Genomic DNA, 21579 nt, shown 5'->3' on the forward strand with positions numbered 1-21579 from the left:
AGCAATTCCAGGAAAAGTATGTAGCGCTTTTCCGCCCGGAATTGCGTAGAACAAACACTTATTTGGCGCTTTTTGCCTGCTGCCAGAGGGCTTCCATTTCGTCCAGCGTCGCTTTCTCCAGCGAACCGCCTGAAGCCTCCAATGCCCGCTCGACATAGTGGAAGCGGGAGCGGAATTTCTCGTTGGTGCCGCTGAGCGCGGCTTCGGCATCGAGCTTCAAATGGCGGCCGAGATTGACGAGGGCAAACAGCATGTCGCCGAACTCGTCCTTGATCGGTGCCGCGTCGCCCTTGGCCAGTGCCTCGCGCAATTCGCCGATCTCTTCCTCTATTTTGTCGAGGATGGGGGCTGCTTCGCTCCAGTCGAACCCGACGCGCGCAGCCTTCTCCTGCAGCTTGAGCGCGCGGGTCAGGGCAGGCAGCGCAACCGGAACGCTGTCGAGATAGCCTGTGCCGTGATCTTCCGGGTCGAGGCCGCGCGCGATGCGGGCGTTGCGCTTGTCGGCCTTCTCCGCCGCCTTGATCTTCTCCCACATGCCCTTCGCCATGCCGGCGCTGCGCGCCGTCTCGTCGCCGAAGACATGCGGATGACGCCGGATCATCTTGGTGGTGATGGCTTCGACGACATCGCCGAACGCGAACTCGCCGGCTTCCTCGGCCATTTGCGCGTGGTAGACGACCTGCAGCAGCAAGTCGCCCAGTTCCTCGCGCAGATCGTCGAAATCGCCGCGTGCAATGGCGTCCGCCACCTCATAGGCTTCCTCGATCGTGTAGGGCGCGATGGTGGAAAAATTCTGCTCGATGTCCCACGGACAGCCGGTCTTCGGCGCTCGCAGCGCCGCCATGATCTCGATCAGCCGGGAAATGTCTTTTGAGGGTTTCATGCAACAAACCCTAGCGCGCAGCGCTCGGGCGACCAATCCCGCCGGCTTGCAAAAGCCTATTGTCCACAGTTGCGCAGGCTCTCAGTCCAGCACCGAGACGATCGCCTTGGCCAGGTCGTCCATGCCGTCCTCCGGCAGGCCGGCCACGTTGATGCGGCTGTCGCCCACCATGTAGACGGCGTGCTCGGTGCGCAGGCGCTCGACCTGCGCCTCCGTCAGCCCGAGGCGGGAAAACATGCCGCGATGGCTGGCTACGAAATCGAAGCGGTCGGAGTTGGACCGCCGCCGCAACGCCTCGGCGAAGGCGACGCGCAGCCTCAGCATGCGCAGCCGCATCTCCTCGAGCTCCGTCTCCCAGTCCTTCTTCAGCTCGGCGTCTTCGAGCACCATGCGCACCGCAGCCGCGCCGTGGTCCGGCGGCATCGAATAAAGGGCACGCGCGGCGGCCAGCATCTGGCTCATCGCCACGTCCGCCTGCGCGCCGTCTTTGGCCATGATCATCGCGGCGCCGACGCGGTCGCGATAGACGGCGAAATTCTTCGAGCAGCTCGAGGCGACGACCATCTCCGGGACCTTGTCGGCGAGCAGACGCAAGCCGGCAGCGTCAGCGTCGAGGCCTTCGCCAAAACCCTGATAAGCGATGTCGACGAAGGGCAGCAGACCGCGCTTCAGAAGCACATCGGCGACCTTGGCCCATTGCGCGGCATCCAGATTGGCGCCGGTCGGGTTATGGCAGCAGCCATGCAGCAGCACGACGTCACCACTACTGGCCGTCTTCAGCGCCGCCAGCATGTCATCGAAGCGGACGGCGCCGGAAGCGGCGTCGAAATAGGGATAGTCGCGCACCTGCAGGCCGGCAGCGCGCATCACCGGCAGATGGTTCGGCCAGGTCGGATCGGGCAGCCATACCGTCGCGCCCGGACGAGTGCGCTGCAGAAGCTCGGCCACCAGCCTGAGCGCGCCCGATCCGCCCGGCGTTTGCGCTGCGCGGATGCGTGATAAGTCGGCACTTTCGCCGAAGGCAAGCTTGATCATCGCGGCGTTGAAGCCGGTATCGCCTGCCAGGCCGAGATAGGTCTTGGTGTCCTGGCTAGCGAGCAGCCGCTTCTCGGCCTTGCGCACGGCGCGCATCACCGGCGTCCTGCCGTCGCGGTCCTTGTAGACGCCGACGCCGAGGTCGACTTTGCCGGGACGCGTGTCGGCGCGGTAGAGCCCGATCAGGGCAAGGATCTTGTCGGCGGGCGCTGGCTGCAGGGTTTCGAACATCGATAGGGCTCCAATGGCGGCGGAGTGATACGCAAATCGGCCGCGCTTCGCCAGCGGTTTCCTGCGGAAGTCCCGTTCACCCGCTCGCTTGCGCGGGGCCGACGCAACGTCGGTCGATCGCAAAAGAAACGGCATGCAGGGATTAAAAACCCCACATGCGCCGTAAACAGGGCATGAAACGGTCGATGGTTCGCTTCGATATCGTCGGGCAGTTGGGATCGCTTCGGCGCTACGCGCGCTCTTTGACGCGCGACAGCGCCGATGCCGAGGATCTGGTCCACGACGCGCTGGTGCGTGCCTATGAGCGGCGCCGTACCTTTCGCTCGGGCGGCAACCCGCGCGCCTGGCTTCTGGCGATCCTGCACAACATCTTCATCGACCGCATGCGCTCGCGCCGGTCCGAAGCGGCGCGCATCGAGCAGGCCGGCCGTCTCGCCGATCAAAGCGTGGCGGCGTCCCAGGACCACTCGGTCCGACTTTCGCAGGTGCGGGAAGCCTTCCTGGCATTGCCGGAAGAGCAGCGCTCCGCTCTGCATCTCGTCGCCATCGAGGGGCTAAGCTACGCCCAGGCGGCCGAGGTCAGCGGCGTGCCGCTTGGAACCCTTATGTCGCGCATCGGCCGCGCGCGTGCGGCGCTGCGCGAGATGGAGGAGGGCGCTCCGGCGCGCGGCAAAAATCGCTTGAGGATCGTGGGAGGTGAATCATGACCGCTATCGTCGATCCCGTCACCGATGCCGATCTCGACGCCTACGTCGACGATCAGCTCGACGTCGCTCGCCGCATCGAGGTCGAGGCCTTTCTTTCCTCGCGCCCGGAAGTGGCCGCACGCGTGATGTCCGATCTCAGAACACGCGACGAATTGCGCGTGGCGCTTGCCGGCCCCCTCGGCATGGCGCGCCCGGCAACGACCGAGGCGGCGCGGCGGCTGGAGAGGGCGCTTGCCAGGGATCGTGTCTTTTCCGTGCTGCAACGGGCCGCGGCGGCGGCTGTGCTGGTGGCGGCGGGCTGGCTGGCGAACGGCGTCTTCGGGCCGATCACCGTCACCAAGGTGGTCGCCTCGACGCAGCCGCCCGCCTATGTCGAGGAAGCGGTGAGCGCGCACCGCACGACGCTGGTGCGTGAGACGATGCCGTCGCAGCCGGAAGCGCCGGGCTACAATGCCGACGAGATCCGCGCCGCGACCGCGATCGTCATGCCTTCGCTCCCCGACGACTGGAGGATCCGTGACGTCCAGATTTATCCGTCGCGGTTCGGACCGAGCGTCGAGATGGCGGTTGAAACGAAAGACCTCGGTCTGGTCTCGCTGTTTGCGATCAGGCCAGGCACGTTCGACGTGGTGAAGCCCACCGTCGCGCCCTCGGGCGACATCTCATCCGCCTATTTCCAGATCGGCGAGGTCGCTTACGCCGTCGTCGGACGAAGCGATGCCGGCGATCTCGACCGGGCCGCCGAAAAGCTGGCGCGGACGCTCTACTGAAACGCTCAATCAAACCGATCCAACCAAGGAGAACGAAAATGAACAGCCCTAATCTGGGATACCGAATGGGCGCCGGCGCCCGGGCCGGTGCGGTCTATGACGAGGGCCTGCGCCGGCATATGCTGCGCGTCTACAACTATATGGGCCTCGGCCTCGTCGTCACCGGCCTCGTCGCCTTTGCCGTGGCTTCGACGCCGGCGCTCTATGTGCCGATCTTCTCCAGCCCGCTGAAATGGGTGGTGATGCTGGCGCCGCTCGCCTTCGTGATGCTCTTCTCGTTCAAGATGCAGACGATGTCGGCGGCTAGCGCACAAGCGATGTTCTGGGCCTTCTGCGCCGTCATGGGCCTGTCGCTCGCTTCCGTGTTCCTGGTCTTCACCGGCACCAGCATCGCGCGCACCTTCTTCATCGCCGCGACGATGTTCGGCGCCACCAGCCTCTACGGCTACATGACCAGGCGCGACCTGACGCAGTTCTCGTCCTTCCTGATCATGGGCCTGATCGGCGTGGTTATCGCGAGCCTCGTCAACCTGTTCCTCGGCTCGACCGCGCTGCAGTTCGCCATCTCGGTGATCGGCATCGCCGTCTTCATCGGCCTGACCGCCTGGGACACCCAGACGATCAAGGAGCAGTATGCCGAGAATTTCGACGCTGAATCGCAGCAGAAGCTCGCCGTCTTCGGCGCCTTCTCGCTCTATCTGAACTTCATCAACATCTTCCAGCTGCTGCTGAATTTCACCGGCGAGCGCGAATAGGCCGGGCCGTAGCAGGCAACATTTCGAACGAAACCGTGGCCGGAGGGAAAACCTCCGGCCACGGTTTTCTTGGGACAGCGCTCATCGCGGTTCTGTGAGGCGCCACGCGACCAGTACCCTTGAGTTTACGCACGCCCCTTTGCTAGCCTGCCGGTCATGCCAATCAGCCGCGAGGACGTATGGAACAGGTGACGCTTCACGGCGACGGCATCTCGGCAACCATCATTGGGCAAGGTGCTGAACTGGTGTCCTTGCGCGACGCCGACGGCGCGGAGCTTCTGTGGCAGGCAGGGCCCGCCTGGCGGCGCCATTCCCCGGTTTTGTTTCCGATCGTCGGCCGGCTGAAGGGCGATCAGTTGCGCCATCGCGGCCAAAACTATCCGATGACGCAGCACGGCTTTGCCCGCGACAGGCGCTTTGCCTGGGCGGAGCAGGGGCCTTCCTCCTGCACGCTTGTTCTGACGGATGATGATGAAACATTCGTCCACTATCCGTTCGCTTTCCGCCTGGCCATAAGCTACAGCCTTGGCCCTGCTCAACTCGACGTGACCTTCGAGATCACCAACACCGGCGATGAGGTGTTGCCGGCCTCGATCGGCGCGCACCCGGCATTCAACTGGCCACTGCTGCCGGAACTGCCCAAGGAAGCCTATCGGCTGACCTTTGCCGACAACGAGACCGCGCCGATCCGCCGCCTGAAAGACGGGCTCATGCTGCCAACGCCGCAACCCACACCCGTCGAGGGAAAGACGCTTGCGCTCTCCGAGCGGCTGTTCGACGACGACGCCGTCATTCTGGACCGGCCCGCCAGCAGCAGCGTGCGCTATGCCGCCGAGCGCGGTCCAGCGATCGAAATGTCGTGGCAGGGATTCAACGAGCTGGGCATTTGGTCCAAGCCGGGCGGAGCGCCGTTCCTGTGCATCGAGCCTTGGCACGGCATCGCAAGCCCGGTCGATTTCGATGGCGAGTTTGCCGATAAGCCGGGCGCGATGCTGATCGAGCCGGGCGCGAAGCGCAGGCTGACCTACCGGATCGTCATCAGCCGGGAGCCGTAAGGCATGGCCTTTGCGATCAAGGCCGAGGTCGAGGACCCGCTGGCGCAAACCTTCTCGTTCGCCGCGCAGAAAACGATGTATGGCGGCAAGCTTATCGCCGAAGGCGACACAATCTTCGTGTTTGCCAGCGAGAACGAAGGCGGGCAGGGGCTTATCGCGCGCGGTGTCGTCACCTCTTCCGAGCCGATCCCCAGAAGACCCGATCTCGAACGACAGACACCGCGCGTCAGTGTTTCCATCCGCCGCACCGCGCTGGTTGCGCGGCGATTGGGCCGAGACGAGCTCAAGCGGTTCAAGGACTGGAACGATGGCCGGCCCGAGACCGAGATCAACTTCAAATTCTATCGACAGGCGACGAACAAGATCGTCGGCATCTCCGATGAAGCGGCGGCGTTTCTCGACGGTTTTTTCTAAAACATGTCTCCCGAAGTGCAGCGGTTTCGGAACAAAGACATGCTTAAAATCAAAGACCTAAAGCAGGTCGCGTGAATCCTTTTCCACGCGACCTGCTTTAGGACGGCAAGCCACGGACCAAATCGATCTCCTTCAATGGATCGCCGCCGTCGATGAAGAGCCTGCCATGTGGCTTCAGGGCCGCCTTGATGCGCGTCAACGCTTCCCGGCCGGCTTCGGGATGACGCCCGTCGAGCGCGCCGACCCGCATGGCAAAGGCGATGTCGAAGAGGGCATCGCCGGACCTCAACGCGAAGTCCTCGATCGCTACATGCCTGAAATCGAGCCGGCCCAAAGCCATCTCATCGGCCGATCCCGAGCGCGCCAATCGGATTGCCTTTTCCGAACGGTCGATGGCCAGAATGAAGCCGCGATCGATACGGCGAGCGACAGCACGAGCGGCAACGCCGGGGCCGCATCCGATCTCCAGGACGCGAAGTCCCGGCTTCAATGGAAGAGCTTCGACGAAGGCGGATATCCGCACAGAGAGTTCGGCAGCCATGAGATGAGTTATGCAATCCGGTTTGCGGGCCACGCAAGCGGGACCGCGCAGAGTGCGATTGCTGGCAGGGCAGGGCGTGAAACGGCGGGCGCAGCCTTCATGGACGGCTCGACGCGGTTCGTTGTAAACGTTCCGACCGATTGAATTTGAAGGAGACCAGCGTGGACCGGTTCACGGGAGGCTGCCTGTGCGGCAATGTCCGACTCGTGGCGTCGGGCCGCCCGTACAGGGTCGGCATCTGTCACTGCCTGGACTGCCGCAAGCATCATGGCGCGCTCTTTTATGCCGCCGCGGTTTTCCCTCAGGACGCCGTGACGATCGATGGCGAGACACGCGACTATGCCGGACGATTTTTCTGTCCGCGTTGCGGCTCATCCGTTTTCGCGCGTACCGCGGACGAAATCGAAGTGCACCTCGGGACCCTGGATGAACCTGACCAACTGGTGCCGACCTACGAACTCTGGACCGTCGCGAGTCTTGGCTGCCGCCGTTTCCGCTCACGAGACGATACGAACGCGATCGTGGCACCACGGGCCGCTCTGTGGAGTAGGGGCTACCGGCCGCTCTCGAGGCCAGGCCGGCCGTCACTCCGGAAGACCGGCCTTGCGAAAGCCATCGACGAAATGCTCGAGCGTCGCGGCGTCGCGGAACGGCTCCGTCCAGACCCAGTGGCGGGTCGTGAAATGCGGGTTGGCGACGAGGAACAGGTCGACCTCGGCGCGCGCCTCGTCGAGCCGGCCGAGCTGGGCAAGGCTCGCCGCCAGGAAACGGCGTGAGCTGGTCCGATAGGTCTCGTCCCGGCGCAGCGTCTCGACTGCGGCTTCGTATTCGCCGGCCGCATATTGCCCCTGGCCGAGCGTCAGATAGTACCAGCTTGCCGGATAGGGGTTCAGCCGGAACGCCTTACGAATGTGCTCAAGGCCTTCCTCGATACGCCCGGCCAGAACCTCGATGTCGGATATTGTCGCCCAGGCGTCGGCTTCGTTCGGGTCGAGCTCGAACGCCTTGGTGAATTCAGCGTCCGCCTCGTCGAAGCGCCGCTCATAGGCGAGCAGGTTGGCGAGCACCCAGCGGCAGCCGGCATCGTTGGGATCGATCGCGACTGCCTTGCGCGCCAGCTCTAAAGCAACGCTGCGGTTAGGCTCAATCGGCTCGCCCCAATGCACCCATCCCATCCAGTGGTTCATGGCAAGCCAGCGATAGGCCTCGGCGTAGTCCGGATCGAGCGAAACCGCGCGCGTCAGCATCAGATGCGCTTCCCGCGCCGTCTGCGGCGAATCGTCGATCAGCTTTCGTGCCCGCACGCAGAGATCGTACGCCTCGAGATTTTTGGGCCGGTTGCGCGACGGCGATGCGCGCAGCCTGCCGAGCAACGCCTCCACGATCTTGCCCGTGACCTCGTCCTGAACGGCAAAGATATCTTCCAGGCTGCGATCGAAGCGTTCCGCCCACAGATGTTCGCCGCTCACCGCGTCGACAAGCTGCGCGTTGATGCGCACGCGCCCGGCGGCGCGCCTTGCGCTGCCCTCAAGCAGGTAGCGCACGCCAAGATCCTCGGCGATCGCGCGCACGTCCATCGCCTTTCCCTTGTAGGCAAAGACCGAGTTGCGCGCGATAACGAACAGGCCCGCATTCCTGGACAGGTCGGTGATCAGGTCTTCGGTCAGCCCATCCGCGAAGGATTCCTGCTCGGGATCGTTGCTGAAATTGACGAAGGGCAGCACGGCTATCGACGGCTTGCCGGGCAGCGGCAAAGGATTTCGCTTCGCCTCGCCGAGCCGTTCGATGGCTCCGGTGAAGCGGTAGCCGACGCGCGGAACCGTGGCGATCCATTCGCTGCCGTCGGCGGCCGGACCGAGCAGCTTCCGCAATTGCGCGATCTGGACGGTGAGGTTGCCTTCCTCGACGGCCGTGCCCGCCCATGCCGCGTCCATCAGCTCGGCCTTGGCCAGGATTTCGCCGGGACGTTGGACGAGCGCCGCGAGCAGCTTCAGCCCGCGATAGCCGGCGGCGACGGGGACATCGTTCCGAAGAAGCGTTCCCGCGGCTGAATCAAGCACGTACGGACCAAAGGCAAAGCGCGATCCCTGCATGCGGCGCATCTATAGAGCAATTCCAGGAAAAGTGTGAAGCGTTTAGGCTCGGCGACTTCGCCGTAGCCTTCCGTCCAAATTTACTTCAAATCAAAGAGATAGAGCGGTTCGTCGTTTCCGCGAAACGATGAGCCGCTCAAGCCCATTTGGAAGTTTTGAGAACTATTTGGACGGGCTTAATTACGGCGCTGTCGGCATCCTGCAGAATTCAACCTCATTCAGGTCGAAGGCCACCAACTCCCAAACCGTATGGGGCCTCAAACCATAGGAGGTTGCCATGACCAAAACCCTTGCATCGGTCCCGCATCACGCAGCGCGGCCGGCAGCGCAGGTCGGGCGGGCATCGCGTCGGCGCTACAGCCTGGCGAGCCTGCAAAGCATGATAGCGGCCTGGCGCGAGCAGACACGATTTCGCTGGGATCTCAGGCGAATCTCGGAGGCCAATCCGCATCTGATCGACGATATCGGCCTGACGAAACGACAGGTTGAGGAAGAGATCGCCAAGCTGCCCTTCTGGCAACGATAGGGGAAATGCTGCGCGACATGGCGCCGTCAAAGGTTCACCTGGAGGCGAGGGGGGCGATGCGGAACGGCCGGCTGGCCGCCTTAGCGAAGAGCGAGAAGACGGATATCAATCCTGCCGGACGATGGCGCCGATCATATTGACTAGAAGCCGCGCTGCGGTCAGCGCCGACAGGCCGTCGATGTCGGCGGGAGGATAGAATTCGACGAGGTCGAACCCGGCGATTCTGGCCCGGCTACCGAGGCCCGCGATGAGGTCGATCGCCTGCGTGTAGGTGAGGCCGCCTGGCGTGCGCGCCGCCACGCCCGGCATGATGCCGGGGTCGAGGCTGTCGCAGTCGAGGGTAACGACGACCCGCGCACCTTCCGGATATGGCGGAGAGCAGCTTCGACGCCTTGGGCGTGAATCTCGCGCGCGGTCACGAAGCGGCTGCCATAGGCCCGCGCAGCTTCGATGTCGGTGGTGCGCGCGCTGCCAACGCTGCGGAGCCCGACTTGCACGATGCCGGCGACATGCGGCATCTCGCTTGCCCGGCGCATCGGGCTCGAATAGCCGTAGCGTTCGCCATGCACGTCGTTGAGAGGCTCTTAGCCGCATGAAAGGCTAGGGCAGGGAACCGAGCGCGAGCCTTCTACCGCCGCGAACGAGCCTTGTCCAAGCGGCCATGTTCATGGCTATTGTCGCCCAAGGCCTCAATCACCCGACATTCGCAAACGCGGCCGCGCCCGCATTCGTCGACGGTCCGGCGCAGCTCCGCGCGAAGTGTCGTCAGATGTGCAATGCGGCGGTCAATCTCAGCAATGTGCCGCCGAGCCATATCGTCGATTTCCGCGCAGGACTGGTTCGGCTTCGCACTCATCGCCAGCAGCTCGCGGATGTCGTCCACCTCAAAGCCTAGCTCGCGGGCGTGGCGGACGAAATTGAGCCGGGAGGCGTGGCTGTCATCATAGCGTCGCTGCTGGCCTTGCGAGCGCGGCGGCGGAGGCATCAGCCCGATCTGCTCATAGTAGCGAATCGTCGGCACTTTGACCTTGGTGCGACGCGCCAGTTCTCCGATTGAAAAATCCATCGCAAAAATCCCTTGAACCTCTAGTTACTATAGGGATTAGGGTGCCTCTACAAAAGGAGGCACCGCGAATGGCTGAGCATTGCTGCAATCATGATACGGATGCCGGTTGCACGGCGGCGCCGGCGCTGCCGATGAAGAAGCAGGCTGTCGCGAACAAGGTCCAAGACGCTTGCTGCTCGGGCCGCGTCGCGGTCTTCGACGGCATGAATCCACGCTACAAGCGGGTACTCTGGACAGTGATCGCCATCAACGGCGCCATGTTCCTGACGGAGATGGTGGCTGGCCAGCTTGCCGGGTCGCAAGCCCTGAAAGCCGATGCGCTGGACTTCCTGGGCGATACGGTGACCTATGGCCTGAGCCTCGCGGTCATAGGCGCTTCATTGCGCACACGGGCGACGGCCGCGCTCTTCAAGGGCCTGTCGCTCAGCCTAATGGGACTTTGGGTTTTCGGCTCGACCGTCTATCAGACACTGGTACTCGGCCTGCCGAGCGCGGAAGTGATGGGCCTCATCGGGCTTCTGGCGCTCGCCGCCAACCTCGCATCGGTCGGCCTGTTGATGCCTTACAAAGACGGCGATGCGAACGTGCGATCAGTGTGGCTATGCTCCCGCAACGACGCCATTGGCAACGCCATCGTGATGGCCGCGGCATTGGGCGTTTGGGGGACAGCGACCGCATGGCCCGACCTGATCGTGGCCGCGATCATGGCGGGCATCTTCCTGACATCGTCGGCGCAAATCCTGCGGCAAGCCTGGAACGAATATCGGGAGAAGGAGCACCCATTGCCCGTCGTCGCCGAGTAGCACCGTCGCTTCCAAGCGAAACCGGGCGCTCCATTCGGCGCCAGCGCAGCACATCCAAAAGTCGCATAAGATAGATTATGGAACTTAGGCGTTAAGCGCGGATCTGAAAACGCTGCTGTTTTCTGCCGTCAGGTTCACGCCGCGGCATAACACTGCTGTCGAGAATGCTGCGAACGATCAGCGCAGTTCAAACGCCGTGCAGCCGGTCGGTGTTCACGCTTGGAGCCAATCGGAGCGCCGTTGACGTATACCGATCCGAGCAAACGAGCAGACAAATGAACAAGCGTCTCTATCGCTCTGACTCATAAGGGATTTCGATCGCCATGCCGTCATGGGCCGGCACCACGCCGTCCGGCGTCTCGGCCATCACCGTGGCGTAATCCAGCGGCACGTGCATATGCGTCAGCACGGCGTTTTTCGGCGAAAGCGTCTCGATCCAGCCCAGCGCCTCGCCAAGCGACAGATGGCTTGGGTGGGTGTTGTACTGCAGCGCGTCGATCACCAGCACATCGAGGTCGCGCAGCCGTTCGGCCGTGGCGGCCGGGAAGTCGCTGATATCGGGGCAATAGGCAAGTCCGCCGATGCGGAAGCCAAGTGATATGATGTCGCCATGGATCTGCGGCAGTGGCTCAAGGGTGAGGGGACCCCCCTCGCCTTCGATCACCACCGCTCTGGTATGGTCGATGAGATGCGGCTTGACGATCGGTGGATAGGAACTGCCGGGAGGCGTCTCGAAGCAATAGGCGAACGCCTCGCGCAGCCGCAGCATGGTCGGCTGGTCGGCGTGGATGTCGATGCGGTGTCGCTGTTCGAGCACGTAGCCGCGCAGATCGTCGATGCCATGGATGTGGTCGGCATGCGGATGGGTATAGGCCACCGCGTCGATGCGCTTGACCGAAGCCAGCAGCATCTGTGCACGAAAATCCGGCCCGGTGTCGATGGCGACCGTCGTGCGGGCGCCGTTGGCGGCAATCCGCTCGACAAGGGCGGCCGTGCGCATGCGCCGGTTTTTCGGATTGGCCGGATCGCAATTGCCCCAGTCACCGGTGATGCGCGGCGTGCCGGGCGAGGAGCCGCAGCCGAGAATGGTGAAGCGCAGCCGGTCGCTCATGTCTCAGGCAGCCGCCTCATCTGGACGCGGCATCTTGGCGAACAGCCGGAAGACGTTTTCGGTGGTGATGTCGGCGATCTCTGTCTCACTGACACCGATGGTTTCGGCCAGCACCTTCGCCGTGTTGGCGACATAGGCGGGCTCGTTGCGTTTTCCCCGGTGCGGAACCGGCGCAAGGTAGGGCGCATCGGTCTCGACCAGCAATCGATCGCGTGGGACATCGGCGGCGATGGCGCGCAGCTCGGTCGAGTTCTTGAAGGTCAGGATGCCTGAGAACGAGACGTAACCGCCCAGCGCCACGCCGGCTTCGGCCAGCCTGCGTCCGGACGAAAAGCAATGCAGGATGAAGGGGAAGGCGCCCTTCCCCGTCTCGTCCTCGAGGATCGCCGCCATGTCGTCGTCGGCGTCGCGCGAATGGATGACGAGCGGCAGACCGGTCTCACGCGCCGCAGCGATGTGGGCGCGAAACCCTTGCGCCTGCGCATCGCGCGGCGCGCGGTCATAGAAATAGTCGAGCCCGGCTTCGCCGATCGCCACCACCTTGGGATGGCCGGAAAGCCGCACCAGCTCGTCGGCGGTCACGTCGAGCTCTTCCGCCACATTGTGCGGATGCGTGCCGACCGAGCAATAGACCTCGTTGAAAGTCTCAGCGATTTCAAGGATTTGCTGAAAGCGCTTCACACGCGTCGAGATCGTCACCATGCGGCCGATCCCGGCGGCCAGGGCGCGGGCGACGATTGTCCCCCGCTCCTCGGCGAAGTCCGGAAAATCGAGATGGCAATGGCTGTCGACAAGCATCAGGCTTTGGTGTCCTGCTCGACGTAACGCGGGAACACGCCCTCGGGCGCCGGCAGCGCCGTGCCGGAGACCAGCGCATGGTCTGCGTGAATATGCGCGAAATTGCGCTTGTCCGCCGGCACCGCCAAGAGGTCGAGCAGCTTCGCTGCCGATCCGGGAATGAAGGGCTGGCAAAGCACCGTCACGCGCCGGACGACCTCCGCCGTCGTCCACAGCACCGTCTCCATGCGCTCCGGATCGGTCTTGCGCAGCGCCCAGGGCTCCTGGGACGCGAAGTAGCGGTCGGCTTCGGCCACCACGCCGAAGATCGCCGCCAGCGCCAGATGGATGCCCTGCTCCGCCATCGACTTGCGCGACACGGCAAGCGCCTCCACCGCCTGGTCGAGTATTGCCCTGTCGGCCTCGGCCAGCTCGCCGCGCTTCGGCACCGCGCTGCCGCAGTTCTTGGCAATCATCGACAGCGAGCGCTGCGCAAGATTGCCGAGGCCGTTGGCGAGATCGGCATTGGTGCGGTTGACGATCGCTTCATGGCTGTAGTTGCCGTCCTGGCCGAACGGCACCTCGCGCAGGAAGAAATAGCGCACCTGGTCGACGCCGTAGTGCTCGACCATGGCGAACGGGTCAATGACGTTGCCGACCGACTTCGACATCTTCTCGCCGCGGTTGAACAGGAAGCCGTGGCCGAAGATGCGCTTCGGCAACGGGATTCCCGCCGACATCAGGAAGGCAGGCCAATAGATGGCGTGGAAGCGCACGATATCCTTGCCGATGATGTGCGCGTCTGCCGGCCAGAAACGCCATTTCTCAGCATTTTCATCGGGATAACCGATGCCGGTGATGTAGTTGGTCAAGGCGTCGACCCACACATACATCACATGCTTCTCGTCGCCGGGCACCGGCACGCCCCAGTCGAAGGTGGTGCGCGAGACCGACAGATCCTTCAGCCCCGACTTGACGAATCTCATCACCTCGTTGCGGCGCTCCGCAGGTCCGATGAAATCGGGCTGGCTTTCATAGAGCGCGATCAACCTGTCCTGGTAGGCGGAAAGCCGGAAGAAATAGCTCTCCTCCTCGACCCACTCGACGGGCGTTCCCTGCGGTCCGTAGCGGAGATCGTCGGCGCGGAGTTCGGTCTCTTCCTCGCCGTAATAGGCTTCGTCGCGCACCGAATACCAGCCGGCATAGCCGCCCTTGTAGATGTCGCCGTTGGCGGCCATCGCCTTCCAGATCGCCTGTGAGGAGGCGTAATGCCGCTCCTCGGTGGTGCGGATGAAATCGTCGTTGGAGGCGTTGAGCGCGCTCGCCATGCGCTTGAATTCGGCCGCGTTGCGGTCGGCAAGCTCGCGCGGCGAAATGCCTTCCTTCCTTGCCGTCTGCAGCATCTTGATGCCGTGCTCGTCGGTGCCGGTCAGGAAATAGACGTCCTTGCCGTCGAGCCGTTGGAAGCGGGCGAGCGCGTCGGTGGCGATCAGCTCATAGGCATGGCCGATATGCGGCTTGCCGTTCGGATAGGAGATCGCGGTCGTGATGTAGAATGTGTCGCGTGACATGAATGAACCGTCATGAATGTCTGAATGGAAGCTGTGGCGGGTGGATATCCTATCAGCATGGCGATTGCCATCCCGAGGCCGATGCATGCCGCCCAGCGGCATGCATCAAAAACCGTCACATTCGCATCACAGACTTCAGCCGGTCGATCATGGTCAGGGCGTGCTGCTTCTTGTCGAGGTTGTAGGTCTCGGCCTCAGATATCGTGTTCAGGGCCTCCTGCCAAGCCTCGGACAGCGTTTTGGCCCTGGCGAGGTCGCCGGCTAAAGCCGCTTCGCTGGCGGCCGCCGACAAAAGATCGAGGGCGCGGCGGTTGAAGATATCGAACGGGATCGCCTGGTCGCGCCCGGCGACGGCTTCGGCAAGGCGATGGGCGCCGGCAATGTCGGGCTTCTGCGCCGCCACCAGCGCATCGAGCGCGCCGGCGATTTCCAGCCCGCCATATTGGGTAAGCAGGATCGCGTTGCGGGCGCTGCCCCCTGCCCGCTCGGCCAGTGCCGCGCGCGCCGCAGAATCCTCCGGCGGCGGCGGCTCGATGCCTTCCAGCACCGCCATCAATTCGTCCGGCGCAAGAGGCGTCAGCCGCACCATCTGGCAGCGCGAGCGGATCGTCGGCAAAAGGCTTCCTGGCGCATGCACGATCAGGATGAAAAGCGTGCGCGCCGGCGGCTCCTCGAGATTCTTGAGCAGGGCGTTGGCGGCATTGGTGTTCATGTCGTCGGCCGGGTCGACGATGACGACCCGGTAGCTGCCGTCATGCGAGGTCATCGACAGGAAGCGGCTGACCTTGCGGATCTCGTCCACGGTAAGCACCGTCTTGAAGGTCTTGGTCTTGTCGTTGGCCGGGCGCGTCAGATACAGCACCGAAGGATGCGCGCCGGTGGCGATCTGGCGAAACAACGACGATGACGGGTCGGGAACGGCGAGCGTTTCGGGCGCGGCCTTGAAATCCGGATATTTGAGAAGATGGTGAGCCAGGTGGAAGGCAAGCGTCGCCTTGCCGATGCCGAGCGGCCCGGCGAGGATCAGCGCATGCGGCAGCTTGCCGGAGCGGTAGGCGGCGGCAAGCATGCCAGCCGCCTGCGCATGGCCGATCAGCCGCGGCGTCTCCGACGGCTCGGGAACGCCGTCCAGCGTGTCGTGCTGCTCGGGGGCGATGCGTTCGAAGATCATGCCGGCGCCGTCTGCTTCCTTTGTGCAGGCATCCGCTTTTCCAGCACCGCGAACACGGCCGCGGTGACGACGTTGTCCACCGTTTCGGGATCGGCCGATGCATCGATGACGATGCAGCGTTCCGGCTCCGCCTCGGCGATCGCCAGGAAAGCCTCGCGGCGGCGCTGATGGACGGCAAGCGTCTCCTTCTCGAAGCGGTCGGCGCTGTCGCCGGCGCCGCGGCGTGCCGCCGCGCGTTTCAGCCCTTCGGCCGGATCGATGTCGAAGATCAGCGTCATGTCGGGAACCATCCCGTTGATGGCAGCCGCTTCCAGCGCTTCCATGAAATCCGGATCGAGCCCGCCGGTGACGCCCTGATAGACGCGCGAGGAATCGATGAACCGGTCGCAGAGCACGATCATGCCGCGTTCGACGGCCGGCCGGATCACCTGCTCGACATGGTCGGAACGCGCGGCGGCGAAGAGGATTGCTTCCATCTTCGGGCCGAACGGTTCGGCGGCGCCAGACAGAAGCACATGTCTGACCGCCTCGGCGCCCGGCGAGCCGCCCGGCTCGCGCGTCACCAGAACCTCGTAGCTCTTGGCGCGCATGCGTCGCGCCAGCCGCTCGATCTGCGTCGACTTGCCTGCTCCTTCGCCGCCTTCGAAGGTGATGAAAAATCCGCTCGCCAATCGAGAATGCCTTTGCCCGCGCTGGCCGCTGTCATAGCTCTCGTCCGACAAAAGGTCCACGAGCCTGCCCGATCACAAATGTTTCTGACGCAGCCAGCCGACGGCCAGTTCCTTGGCGGCGTCAAGCGCGCGTTGCGGCAGCGTGCCGACCTTCACTGGCTCGGCGGCGAAAAGCGGCGTCCGCTGGCTCAGGGTGTCGCCTATCCAAACGCGCAACTCCCCGACCGGTTGCCCCTCCTCAACCGGCGCCGCCACCGGACCGTCATAGACAATCCTGGCGGTCAGCTTGTCGCGGTTGGCTATCGGCAGAAAGATGTCCACCGGGCCCTTGGCTTTCAAGGCCACGCCCGATTTGGCGCCGCCGAAGACCTGGGCTTCGCCGATGACCTCGTCCTTGGCGAAGATCTCCGTCTTCTGGAACGAGCGCGATCCCCAGTCGAGCAGCTTGCGCGCCTCCTCGGAGCGCTCGCGATCGCTCGCCAGCCCGCTCAGGGCCGCGATGACCCGGATGTCGTTGTGGCTGACCGTACCGACGATGCCGAAGCCGGCGGATTCGCTCGCGCCGGCCACGAAACCGTCGGCATCGATGCCCATGGCCAAAAGCGGATTGCGGTTCCTCTGGGAAATCTTGTTCCAGGTGAAATCCGGCTGGCCGTAATAGTGGAAGAACTCCGGATAGTCGCGCCAGATATGCAGCGCCAGCATCGTGAGTTCCCGCACCGTCGTCTGCTGGCCATCGGCCGGCAACCCGGTCGAGTTGACGAAGGTCGATTTCGAGAGGCCGATCTCGCGGGCACGCTCCGTCATCTGCGCCGCGAAATTCGCCTCCGAGCCGGCCATGCCTTCGGCGAGCACGATGCAGCCGTCGTTGGCGGCCTGCACGGTCACGCCCTGGATCAGATCCTCGACGCGGACCGCTGATTTGAGCTTGGCGAACATGGTCGAGGTTCCGGACGGCGCGCCGCCCGTGCGCCAGGCGTTCTCGCTGACCACGAAAGTGTCGTCGAGCGTGATCCGCTTCGACTTGATGGCGTTGAACACCACTTCCATCGTCATCAGCTTGGCCATCGAGGCCGGCGGGATCGGCTTGTCGGCATCCTTGGCGAACAGCACCGTGCCGGTATCGGCATCGATCATGAAGGCCTGGGCCGCCTTGGTCTCGAAAAGCTGCGCGCCCGCCGGGGCGGCGCAGAGCAGCATCAGCACCAATCCCAGAAGTCCGGCGAAAGGCTGAAAGACGCGGAACTGCATGAAATATCGACCCTTTAGCCGGATTGGCCCTGCCAAGCTATCAGGGTTTTTTCGGCCGGATCAACGGCGCGCGCGAAATTGATCAGTTTCGCACAACCAATGCGTCCGGCGCCCCGTGTGACCAGGCCGCCTGCAGCAGGTCGTCGATGCTGCCGTGGCCATCCGGATAGACGTTGACCGCATACCAGTCGTCGCCATCGAGCTCGGTGCGCTGGATTTCGGTCCTGCCGAACGGCTCGAGAGCCGCCGCCACGCGCTTTGCCCGGGCGGCATCGTCGAAGGAGCCGGCGGCGACATAATCCGTGGCCGGCACTTGGGGATTCGATTTCTTCCACGACTGCAGGATGTCGGCCGGCGACATGCCGCTGGTGTCGAGGGCGGCAAAGACGTCGGCGCGATTGACGCGCTCATCCGCGTAGGACAGCGAGGCCATGGCGAAGGGTGAATTCGGCGGCAGCCGGTACTGCGGCCGCTCCGGCACGATCGGCCCGAAATCGGGCAGCACGACATCGCTGGCGCCCGGCACCTGCGCCGACATCGCCGGTTGCGCGGTCGGCTGCTCCGACAGTCCCGGCTGCGCGGCGAAAGCCTGTCCTGAATTGGTCAACTGGCCGGGGAACGGCACAGCGGCCGCAGGCGCGTCCACCTGCATGCTGGGCGACGGGCCGTTCATGGCCACCATCACGCCGGTCGGCAGGCCGTCGGACGGATCCGGCCGCCTGTTGCCGGGATGGTAGGAGGCCATCAGATACTGGTCGTCATTGCCGTCGAGCGGCGCGCGGCCGACATATTCGACCTTCACCTTTGCGGTGCCGACCTTGTCGTAGTCGAGCATTTGCGCGGCACGCTCCGAGACGTCGATGATGCGGCCCTCATGATATGGGCCACGGTCGTTGACGCGCACGATGACCGAGCTGCCGGTGTCGAGATTGGTGACGCGGGCATAGCTCGGCAGCGGCATGGTCGGGTGTGCCGCCGTCAGTTGCGCCGTGTCGTAGACTTCGCCATTGGCGGTCAGGCGGCCGTGGAAGGCATCGCCGTACCACGACGCCAGACCCACCTTGGCGTAGCGCTTGTCTTCCTTGGGATAGTACCACTTACCGCGCACTTGGTACGGCTTGCCGAGCTGGTCGCGGCCGCCGCCGCGCCGCATGAAGTCGACGCGCGGGCTTGCCTTCACGCCGTATTCGGATTCGGCGAAATATTCCTTGGAGCGGACCTTCTTATGGACCATCCCTTTCGGCCCAGGCTGCGACGCGCAAGCGGCAAGCAGCACCGCCGACAGGGCGCACAGCGCGAAAGCAGAAGCGCGACGAAGACGCGGGCGCGCCGAGGTCTGCATGTTTTCGATTGTCCCCTACAAGTCTCGCCGCCACCAGACGGAGCCAAAGCGCCCGCGAATGCCAGCAACACCTTGATCCCCAATCCCTTGTGCACAGGAATTGTTTATCACGATATTAATCGATTATGGCCGCAACCGGGCGAGATTATGGCGAGAACTGCCGGTCAGAGCGGAGCCTTGGATGAGCGCCGGATGGAGGGGCAGCTTTTTGGAGGGGGACTTCCATTTCCAACCGGCGCTCATAGCGCCGGAACGCCCTGCGCCAACCAGAAGTTTAGCATTTGCGTCCTCAGGGACTTCCTAGATCGAACGGATGACTCGGCTCATCTATATTAGCTATCGCTTGATGAAGCCGTCAGCCGCGACAGGTAGAGGCGCTTTCGAACCTTGCTGGAGGCGTTGCCATCGGGCTCGCCTTAGCGGGATAAGAAAACGCCCACCACGTTTTCCGCAGCGGGCGCTAGTTCGGGAGGAAAATCAGACGTGTGCGGTCAGGGGCGTCCCCTTTTGCCCTCCGACAACGGTACGCCTCGCTTAGCTGGATAATAAGCGCGCACCGGTTGAAGCGCTGCATATTCAAGCTGCGTGACTTTTCCGCCACAGACATCAGAACACCCGCCCAACCAAGCAGCCGGGTGTGCGCATCTTTTGTCCCGACCGCGGGAAGGCCCGCCACGGTGGTTGACGCAGCCCCGACCGCCGCATTACAGGAATGAAGCGCGAACCGGTCGGGGGACGCCTCCGGTGCCAATTTGGCGCCGACGATCAAAAATCGACCGATAGCGATGATCCTAAGTGGTTGAAATACCGCGATGGAGGGATGGCCGAGCGGTTTAAGGCACCGGTCTTGAAATTCGCTTGCTGCCGTACTCCCCTGTCCTGCCCTGTACCGTTATATGCTGGATTATCAAGGCGATAGGTACATTTCTGTCACTGTTCGTCCCAAGCAATACTGGTCGGTGCTACCGAGTTCGGTAGCAAAATGGTAGCAGCACGTTCTTGGCGCGTTCTTACATTAACGAACACTAAAAAGCCCGCCACCGTGAGGCAGCGGGCCGAAGGTGGGACAAGTTGCACACCCGGTAGGTGTTGATCGGTGCCGGGGGAAGAAATTGCAATACGCACTTTTAAGTTGAATATTGCCGAGCGACGGTGTTCAATACCAAAAGAGCAATAATGGGGCGGGGCTAATGAACACGCAGCTGTGGAAGACTGCAGTCGAAACCGAAGAGATCGGAGACGGTCACTATGTGCGCGTCATCGAAGATGGCGTCGTAAGCATTAAGGAATTTCGTTCCCAAGCAGAAGCTAGCTCCTTCGCCAGCAAGGAAAACGCACGACTCGGGATTTCCTCCCCTCTCAGAAAATAAAACGGCCCGGAAGCCGAAGCCGCCGGGCCGCAAACCGAGAATTTGTCGTTTGCTCAATCGGCGCGGGCCTTCCTCCGCTCCCGCTCCGCGTCAAGATGCCTCAGTTCCGCAAGCACCAGCGCTTGATTCTCCGGCGACAATGCTGCCCAGAGTTTCATCAACTCGATAGCCTCGGGCACCCTCATATTGGCCATCGTCAAATCTCCCCGTCTTCGGCCGCAACATCGAAGATGCTGCATGTCACGCCGATCACCGGCCCTTGGCCCCAAGCCTCCGACCATCCCATGAATGGCTCATCGTCGCCCCCATGCTCATACCGCAACACAAGAAGACATAGCTGCGGTGCAGGCCTACACGCGCGACTTCGTGGCGAATGCCCTCTGGCTCGAAATCAACGCGGCCGATCCAGCGCTTCCACCGCACGCCGGCTCGACAAACGATTTCCTGATGAGATGGATCAAGAAGAGCATCGGGCATGTCGCCGAGCGATCGACTGCAACGCTCGACGATTTGAACTGCGCGCAAGAGCTAAAAGCGAGGACCGCAAAGTGAAAGGCCACGTCAAAGAACGCTCGCCCGGCAAATGGGTCATTGTCCTCGACGTGTACGACGCTGCCGGCAAGCGCCGCCGGAAGTGGCATACGTTCGAAACGACATCGAAGCGCAAGGCCGAGGAAGAATGTTCCCGGTTGATCACCGAGATCAAGCACGGCAACTATGTCGAGCCGACCAAGCAGACCATGGCCGAGTTCCTCGACGAGTGGCTGACCTTCATCAAGCCGTCGGTCGCGCCGAAGACGCATGAGAGATACGCCGAAATATGCCGCAAGGGTCTGGTTCCGCTCATCGGCACCGTCGTCTTGGCGAAGCTGAAGACCGACCGCATCGACTCCGCCTTCACCGACGCCCTGACAAAGCCGCGCTCCGATCACCGCAAGCGCAAGGATGGCGAGCAGCCGAAGCCCCTTCCCCCGCTGTCGCCGCGTACCGTCCACCACTACCGCCGCGTTCTCATCAAGGCATTGGGCCAGGCGGTGACATGGGAGCGGTTATCTCGGAACCCGGCAGCGGCTACGACGCCGCCGAAGGTCGAGCGCAAGAAGATGCTCGCCTACGATGCTGCACAGACCGCGCAGCTCATCGAAGACCTTCGCCCGACCCGTATGTTCATCCTTCTGGCGGTGAAATGCGGTCTGCGCCGCGGCGAGATCCTTGCCTTGCGCCGGCGCCATGTCGAGCTAGGCGACAACTTGCGCCGCCTCTCGATCGTCGAGAGCGCCGAGCAGACCAAAGATGGTGTGCGCTATAAGGAGCCTAAGAGCGGCAGGGCCAGAACCGTGGCGCTGTCGGCAAGCACAGTCGCCGAGCTGAAGGCGCACTGGACGCGGCAGGCGGAAGAGCAGCTTCGGCTTGGCATTCGTCCCCAGATGCTGACG

22 protein-coding genes and 2 pseudogenes are annotated in these 21579 nt (G+C 63.4%); 9 read left to right on the forward strand and 15 right to left on the reverse strand.

Going from position 1 to position 21579, the window contains the following annotated elements; translation table 11 throughout:
• Positions 1–58: 58 nt before the first annotated feature.
• Together mazG and EH240_RS09080 are read right to left on the reverse strand one after the other, a co-directional pair.
• Positions 59–883 carry a nucleoside triphosphate pyrophosphohydrolase gene (mazG, locus tag EH240_RS09075; protein WP_124997343.1) on the reverse strand — a complete coding sequence of 275 codons (825 nt, stop codon included), beginning with the start codon at positions 881–883 and terminating at the stop codon, positions 59–61.
• A gap of 81 nt (positions 884–964) precedes the next feature.
• Entirely contained in the window at positions 965–2149 is a 1185-nt protein-coding gene (locus tag EH240_RS09080) for an amino acid aminotransferase (protein WP_124997345.1), read from the reverse strand.
• A 173-nt stretch (positions 2150–2322) separates the two neighbouring features.
• Here EH240_RS09080 and EH240_RS09085 point away from each other — a divergent pair, with 173 nt between their 5' ends.
• The 5 genes from EH240_RS09085 to EH240_RS09105 all read left to right on the forward strand — a co-directional run bounded on the left by EH240_RS09085 (position 2323) and on the right by EH240_RS09105 (position 5850).
• Complete coding sequence (locus tag EH240_RS09085; protein WP_425374780.1) at positions 2323–2856, forward strand: sigma-70 family RNA polymerase sigma factor; 534 nt, start codon at positions 2323–2325, stop codon at positions 2854–2856.
• Complete coding sequence (locus tag EH240_RS09090; RefSeq protein ID WP_124997349.1) at positions 2853–3626, forward strand: anti-sigma factor family protein; 774 nt, start codon at positions 2853–2855, stop codon at positions 3624–3626. The genes EH240_RS09085 and EH240_RS09090 overlap by 4 nt, the downstream gene beginning before the upstream one ends.
• A 38-nt stretch (positions 3627–3664) precedes the next feature.
• The gene (locus tag EH240_RS09095; RefSeq protein WP_124997351.1) at positions 3665–4381 is read left to right on the forward strand and encodes a Bax inhibitor-1/YccA family protein; all 717 of its coding nucleotides are present in this window, start codon (positions 3665–3667) and stop codon (positions 4379–4381) included.
• Between the two features lie 179 nt (positions 4382–4560).
• Positions 4561–5436, forward strand: coding sequence for an aldose 1-epimerase family protein (locus tag EH240_RS09100; RefSeq protein WP_124997353.1), 876 nt, complete (start codon positions 4561–4563; stop codon positions 5434–5436).
• A 3-nt stretch (positions 5437–5439) separates the two neighbouring features.
• The gene (locus EH240_RS09105; protein WP_124997355.1) at positions 5440–5850 is read left to right on the forward strand and encodes a hypothetical protein; all 411 of its coding nucleotides are present in this window, start codon (positions 5440–5442) and stop codon (positions 5848–5850) included.
• 97 nt (positions 5851–5947) lie between these two features.
• Here EH240_RS09105 and EH240_RS09110 read toward each other — a convergent pair whose 3' ends face one another.
• On the reverse strand, positions 5948–6391 hold the full coding sequence (locus tag EH240_RS09110; protein WP_124997357.1) for a class I SAM-dependent methyltransferase: 444 nt from the start codon (positions 6389–6391) through the stop codon (positions 5948–5950).
• 161 nt (positions 6392–6552) lie between these two features.
• Between EH240_RS09110 and EH240_RS09115 the strand changes: the two are divergent.
• Positions 6553–6941: pseudogene (locus tag EH240_RS09115) on the forward strand (GFA family protein).
• Positions 6942–6975: 34 nt separating this feature from the next.
• Here the strand turns inward: EH240_RS09115 and EH240_RS09120 are convergent.
• Positions 6976–8493: a winged helix-turn-helix domain-containing tetratricopeptide repeat protein gene (locus tag EH240_RS09120; RefSeq protein WP_206075238.1), complete on the reverse strand. Its 1518-nt coding sequence runs from the start codon at positions 8491–8493 to the stop codon at positions 6976–6978.
• Between the two features lie 268 nt (positions 8494–8761).
• On the opposite strand from EH240_RS09120, the gene EH240_RS09125 reads away from it, so the two are divergent.
• On the forward strand, positions 8762–9010 hold the full coding sequence (locus EH240_RS09125) for a DUF1127 domain-containing protein (RefSeq protein WP_124997359.1): 249 nt from the start codon (positions 8762–8764) through the stop codon (positions 9008–9010).
• A 105-nt stretch (positions 9011–9115) separates the two neighbouring features.
• Here the strand turns inward: EH240_RS09125 and EH240_RS09130 are convergent.
• A pseudogene (locus EH240_RS09130) lies at positions 9116–9585 on the reverse strand (arginase family protein); the annotation flags it as partial.
• 53 nt (positions 9586–9638) lie between these two features.
• Positions 9639–10076: a MerR family transcriptional regulator gene (locus EH240_RS09135; RefSeq protein WP_124997361.1), complete on the reverse strand. Its 438-nt coding sequence runs from the start codon at positions 10074–10076 to the stop codon at positions 9639–9641.
• A 68-nt stretch (positions 10077–10144) separates the two neighbouring features.
• Between EH240_RS09135 and EH240_RS09140 the strand changes: the two genes are divergently transcribed.
• Positions 10145–10879: a cation efflux transmembrane domain-containing protein gene (locus EH240_RS09140; RefSeq protein ID WP_124997363.1), complete on the forward strand. Its 735-nt coding sequence runs from the start codon at positions 10145–10147 to the stop codon at positions 10877–10879.
• A 289-nt stretch (positions 10880–11168) separates the two neighbouring features.
• Here the strand turns inward: EH240_RS09140 and EH240_RS09145 are convergent, their stop codons facing one another.
• The 7 genes from EH240_RS09145 to EH240_RS09175 all read right to left on the reverse strand — a co-directional run bounded on the left by EH240_RS09145 (position 11169) and on the right by EH240_RS09175 (position 18773).
• A complete protein-coding gene (locus EH240_RS09145; RefSeq protein WP_124997365.1) occupies positions 11169–11990 on the reverse strand; it encodes an MBL fold metallo-hydrolase in 822 nt (273 codons plus the stop codon).
• Between the two features lie 3 nt (positions 11991–11993).
• Positions 11994–12788, reverse strand: a complete 795-nt coding sequence (locus EH240_RS09150) for a TatD family hydrolase (RefSeq protein WP_124997367.1) — start codon at positions 12786–12788, stop codon at positions 11994–11996.
• The gene (gene metG, locus EH240_RS09155) at positions 12788–14338 is read right to left on the reverse strand and encodes a methionine--tRNA ligase (protein ID WP_124997369.1); all 1551 of its coding nucleotides are present in this window, start codon (positions 14336–14338) and stop codon (positions 12788–12790) included. The genes EH240_RS09150 and metG overlap by 1 nt, the downstream gene beginning before the upstream one ends.
• A 115-nt stretch (positions 14339–14453) precedes the next feature.
• Complete coding sequence (locus tag EH240_RS09160) at positions 14454–15509, reverse strand: DNA polymerase III subunit delta' (protein ID WP_124997371.1); 1056 nt, start codon at positions 15507–15509, stop codon at positions 14454–14456.
• Positions 15506–16180, reverse strand: coding sequence for a dTMP kinase (gene tmk / locus EH240_RS09165; protein WP_124997373.1), 675 nt, complete (start codon positions 16178–16180; stop codon positions 15506–15508). The genes EH240_RS09160 and tmk overlap by 4 nt, the downstream gene beginning before the upstream one ends.
• A 72-nt stretch (positions 16181–16252) precedes the next feature.
• Positions 16253–17431 (reverse strand): D-alanyl-D-alanine carboxypeptidase family protein, encoded by a 1179-nt coding sequence (locus EH240_RS09170; RefSeq protein ID WP_124997375.1) that lies wholly within the window; start codon positions 17429–17431, stop codon positions 16253–16255.
• Positions 17432–17513: 82 nt separating this feature from the next.
• On the reverse strand, positions 17514–18773 hold the full coding sequence (locus EH240_RS09175) for a septal ring lytic transglycosylase RlpA family protein (protein WP_124997376.1): 1260 nt from the start codon (positions 18771–18773) through the stop codon (positions 17514–17516).
• A gap of 1190 nt (positions 18774–19963) precedes the next feature.
• Here EH240_RS09175 and EH240_RS09180 point away from each other — a divergent pair.
• Positions 19964–20143, forward strand: a complete 180-nt coding sequence (locus EH240_RS09180) for a hypothetical protein (RefSeq protein ID WP_124997378.1) — start codon at positions 19964–19966, stop codon at positions 20141–20143.
• A gap of 53 nt (positions 20144–20196) precedes the next feature.
• Here the strand turns inward: EH240_RS09180 and EH240_RS37860 are convergent, their stop codons facing one another.
• Positions 20197–20337: a hypothetical protein gene (locus tag EH240_RS37860; protein WP_167483970.1), complete on the reverse strand. Its 141-nt coding sequence runs from the start codon at positions 20335–20337 to the stop codon at positions 20197–20199.
• A gap of 156 nt (positions 20338–20493) precedes the next feature.
• The gene (locus tag EH240_RS38435) at positions 20494–21138 is read right to left on the reverse strand and encodes a hypothetical protein (RefSeq protein ID WP_206075239.1); all 645 of its coding nucleotides are present in this window, start codon (positions 21136–21138) and stop codon (positions 20494–20496) included.
• Positions 21139–21579 lie beyond the last annotated feature (441 nt).

The organism is Mesorhizobium tamadayense (assembly GCF_003863365.1).
In the GTDB taxonomy this organism is placed as follows: domain Bacteria; phylum Pseudomonadota; class Alphaproteobacteria; order Rhizobiales; family Rhizobiaceae; genus Mesorhizobium; species Mesorhizobium tamadayense.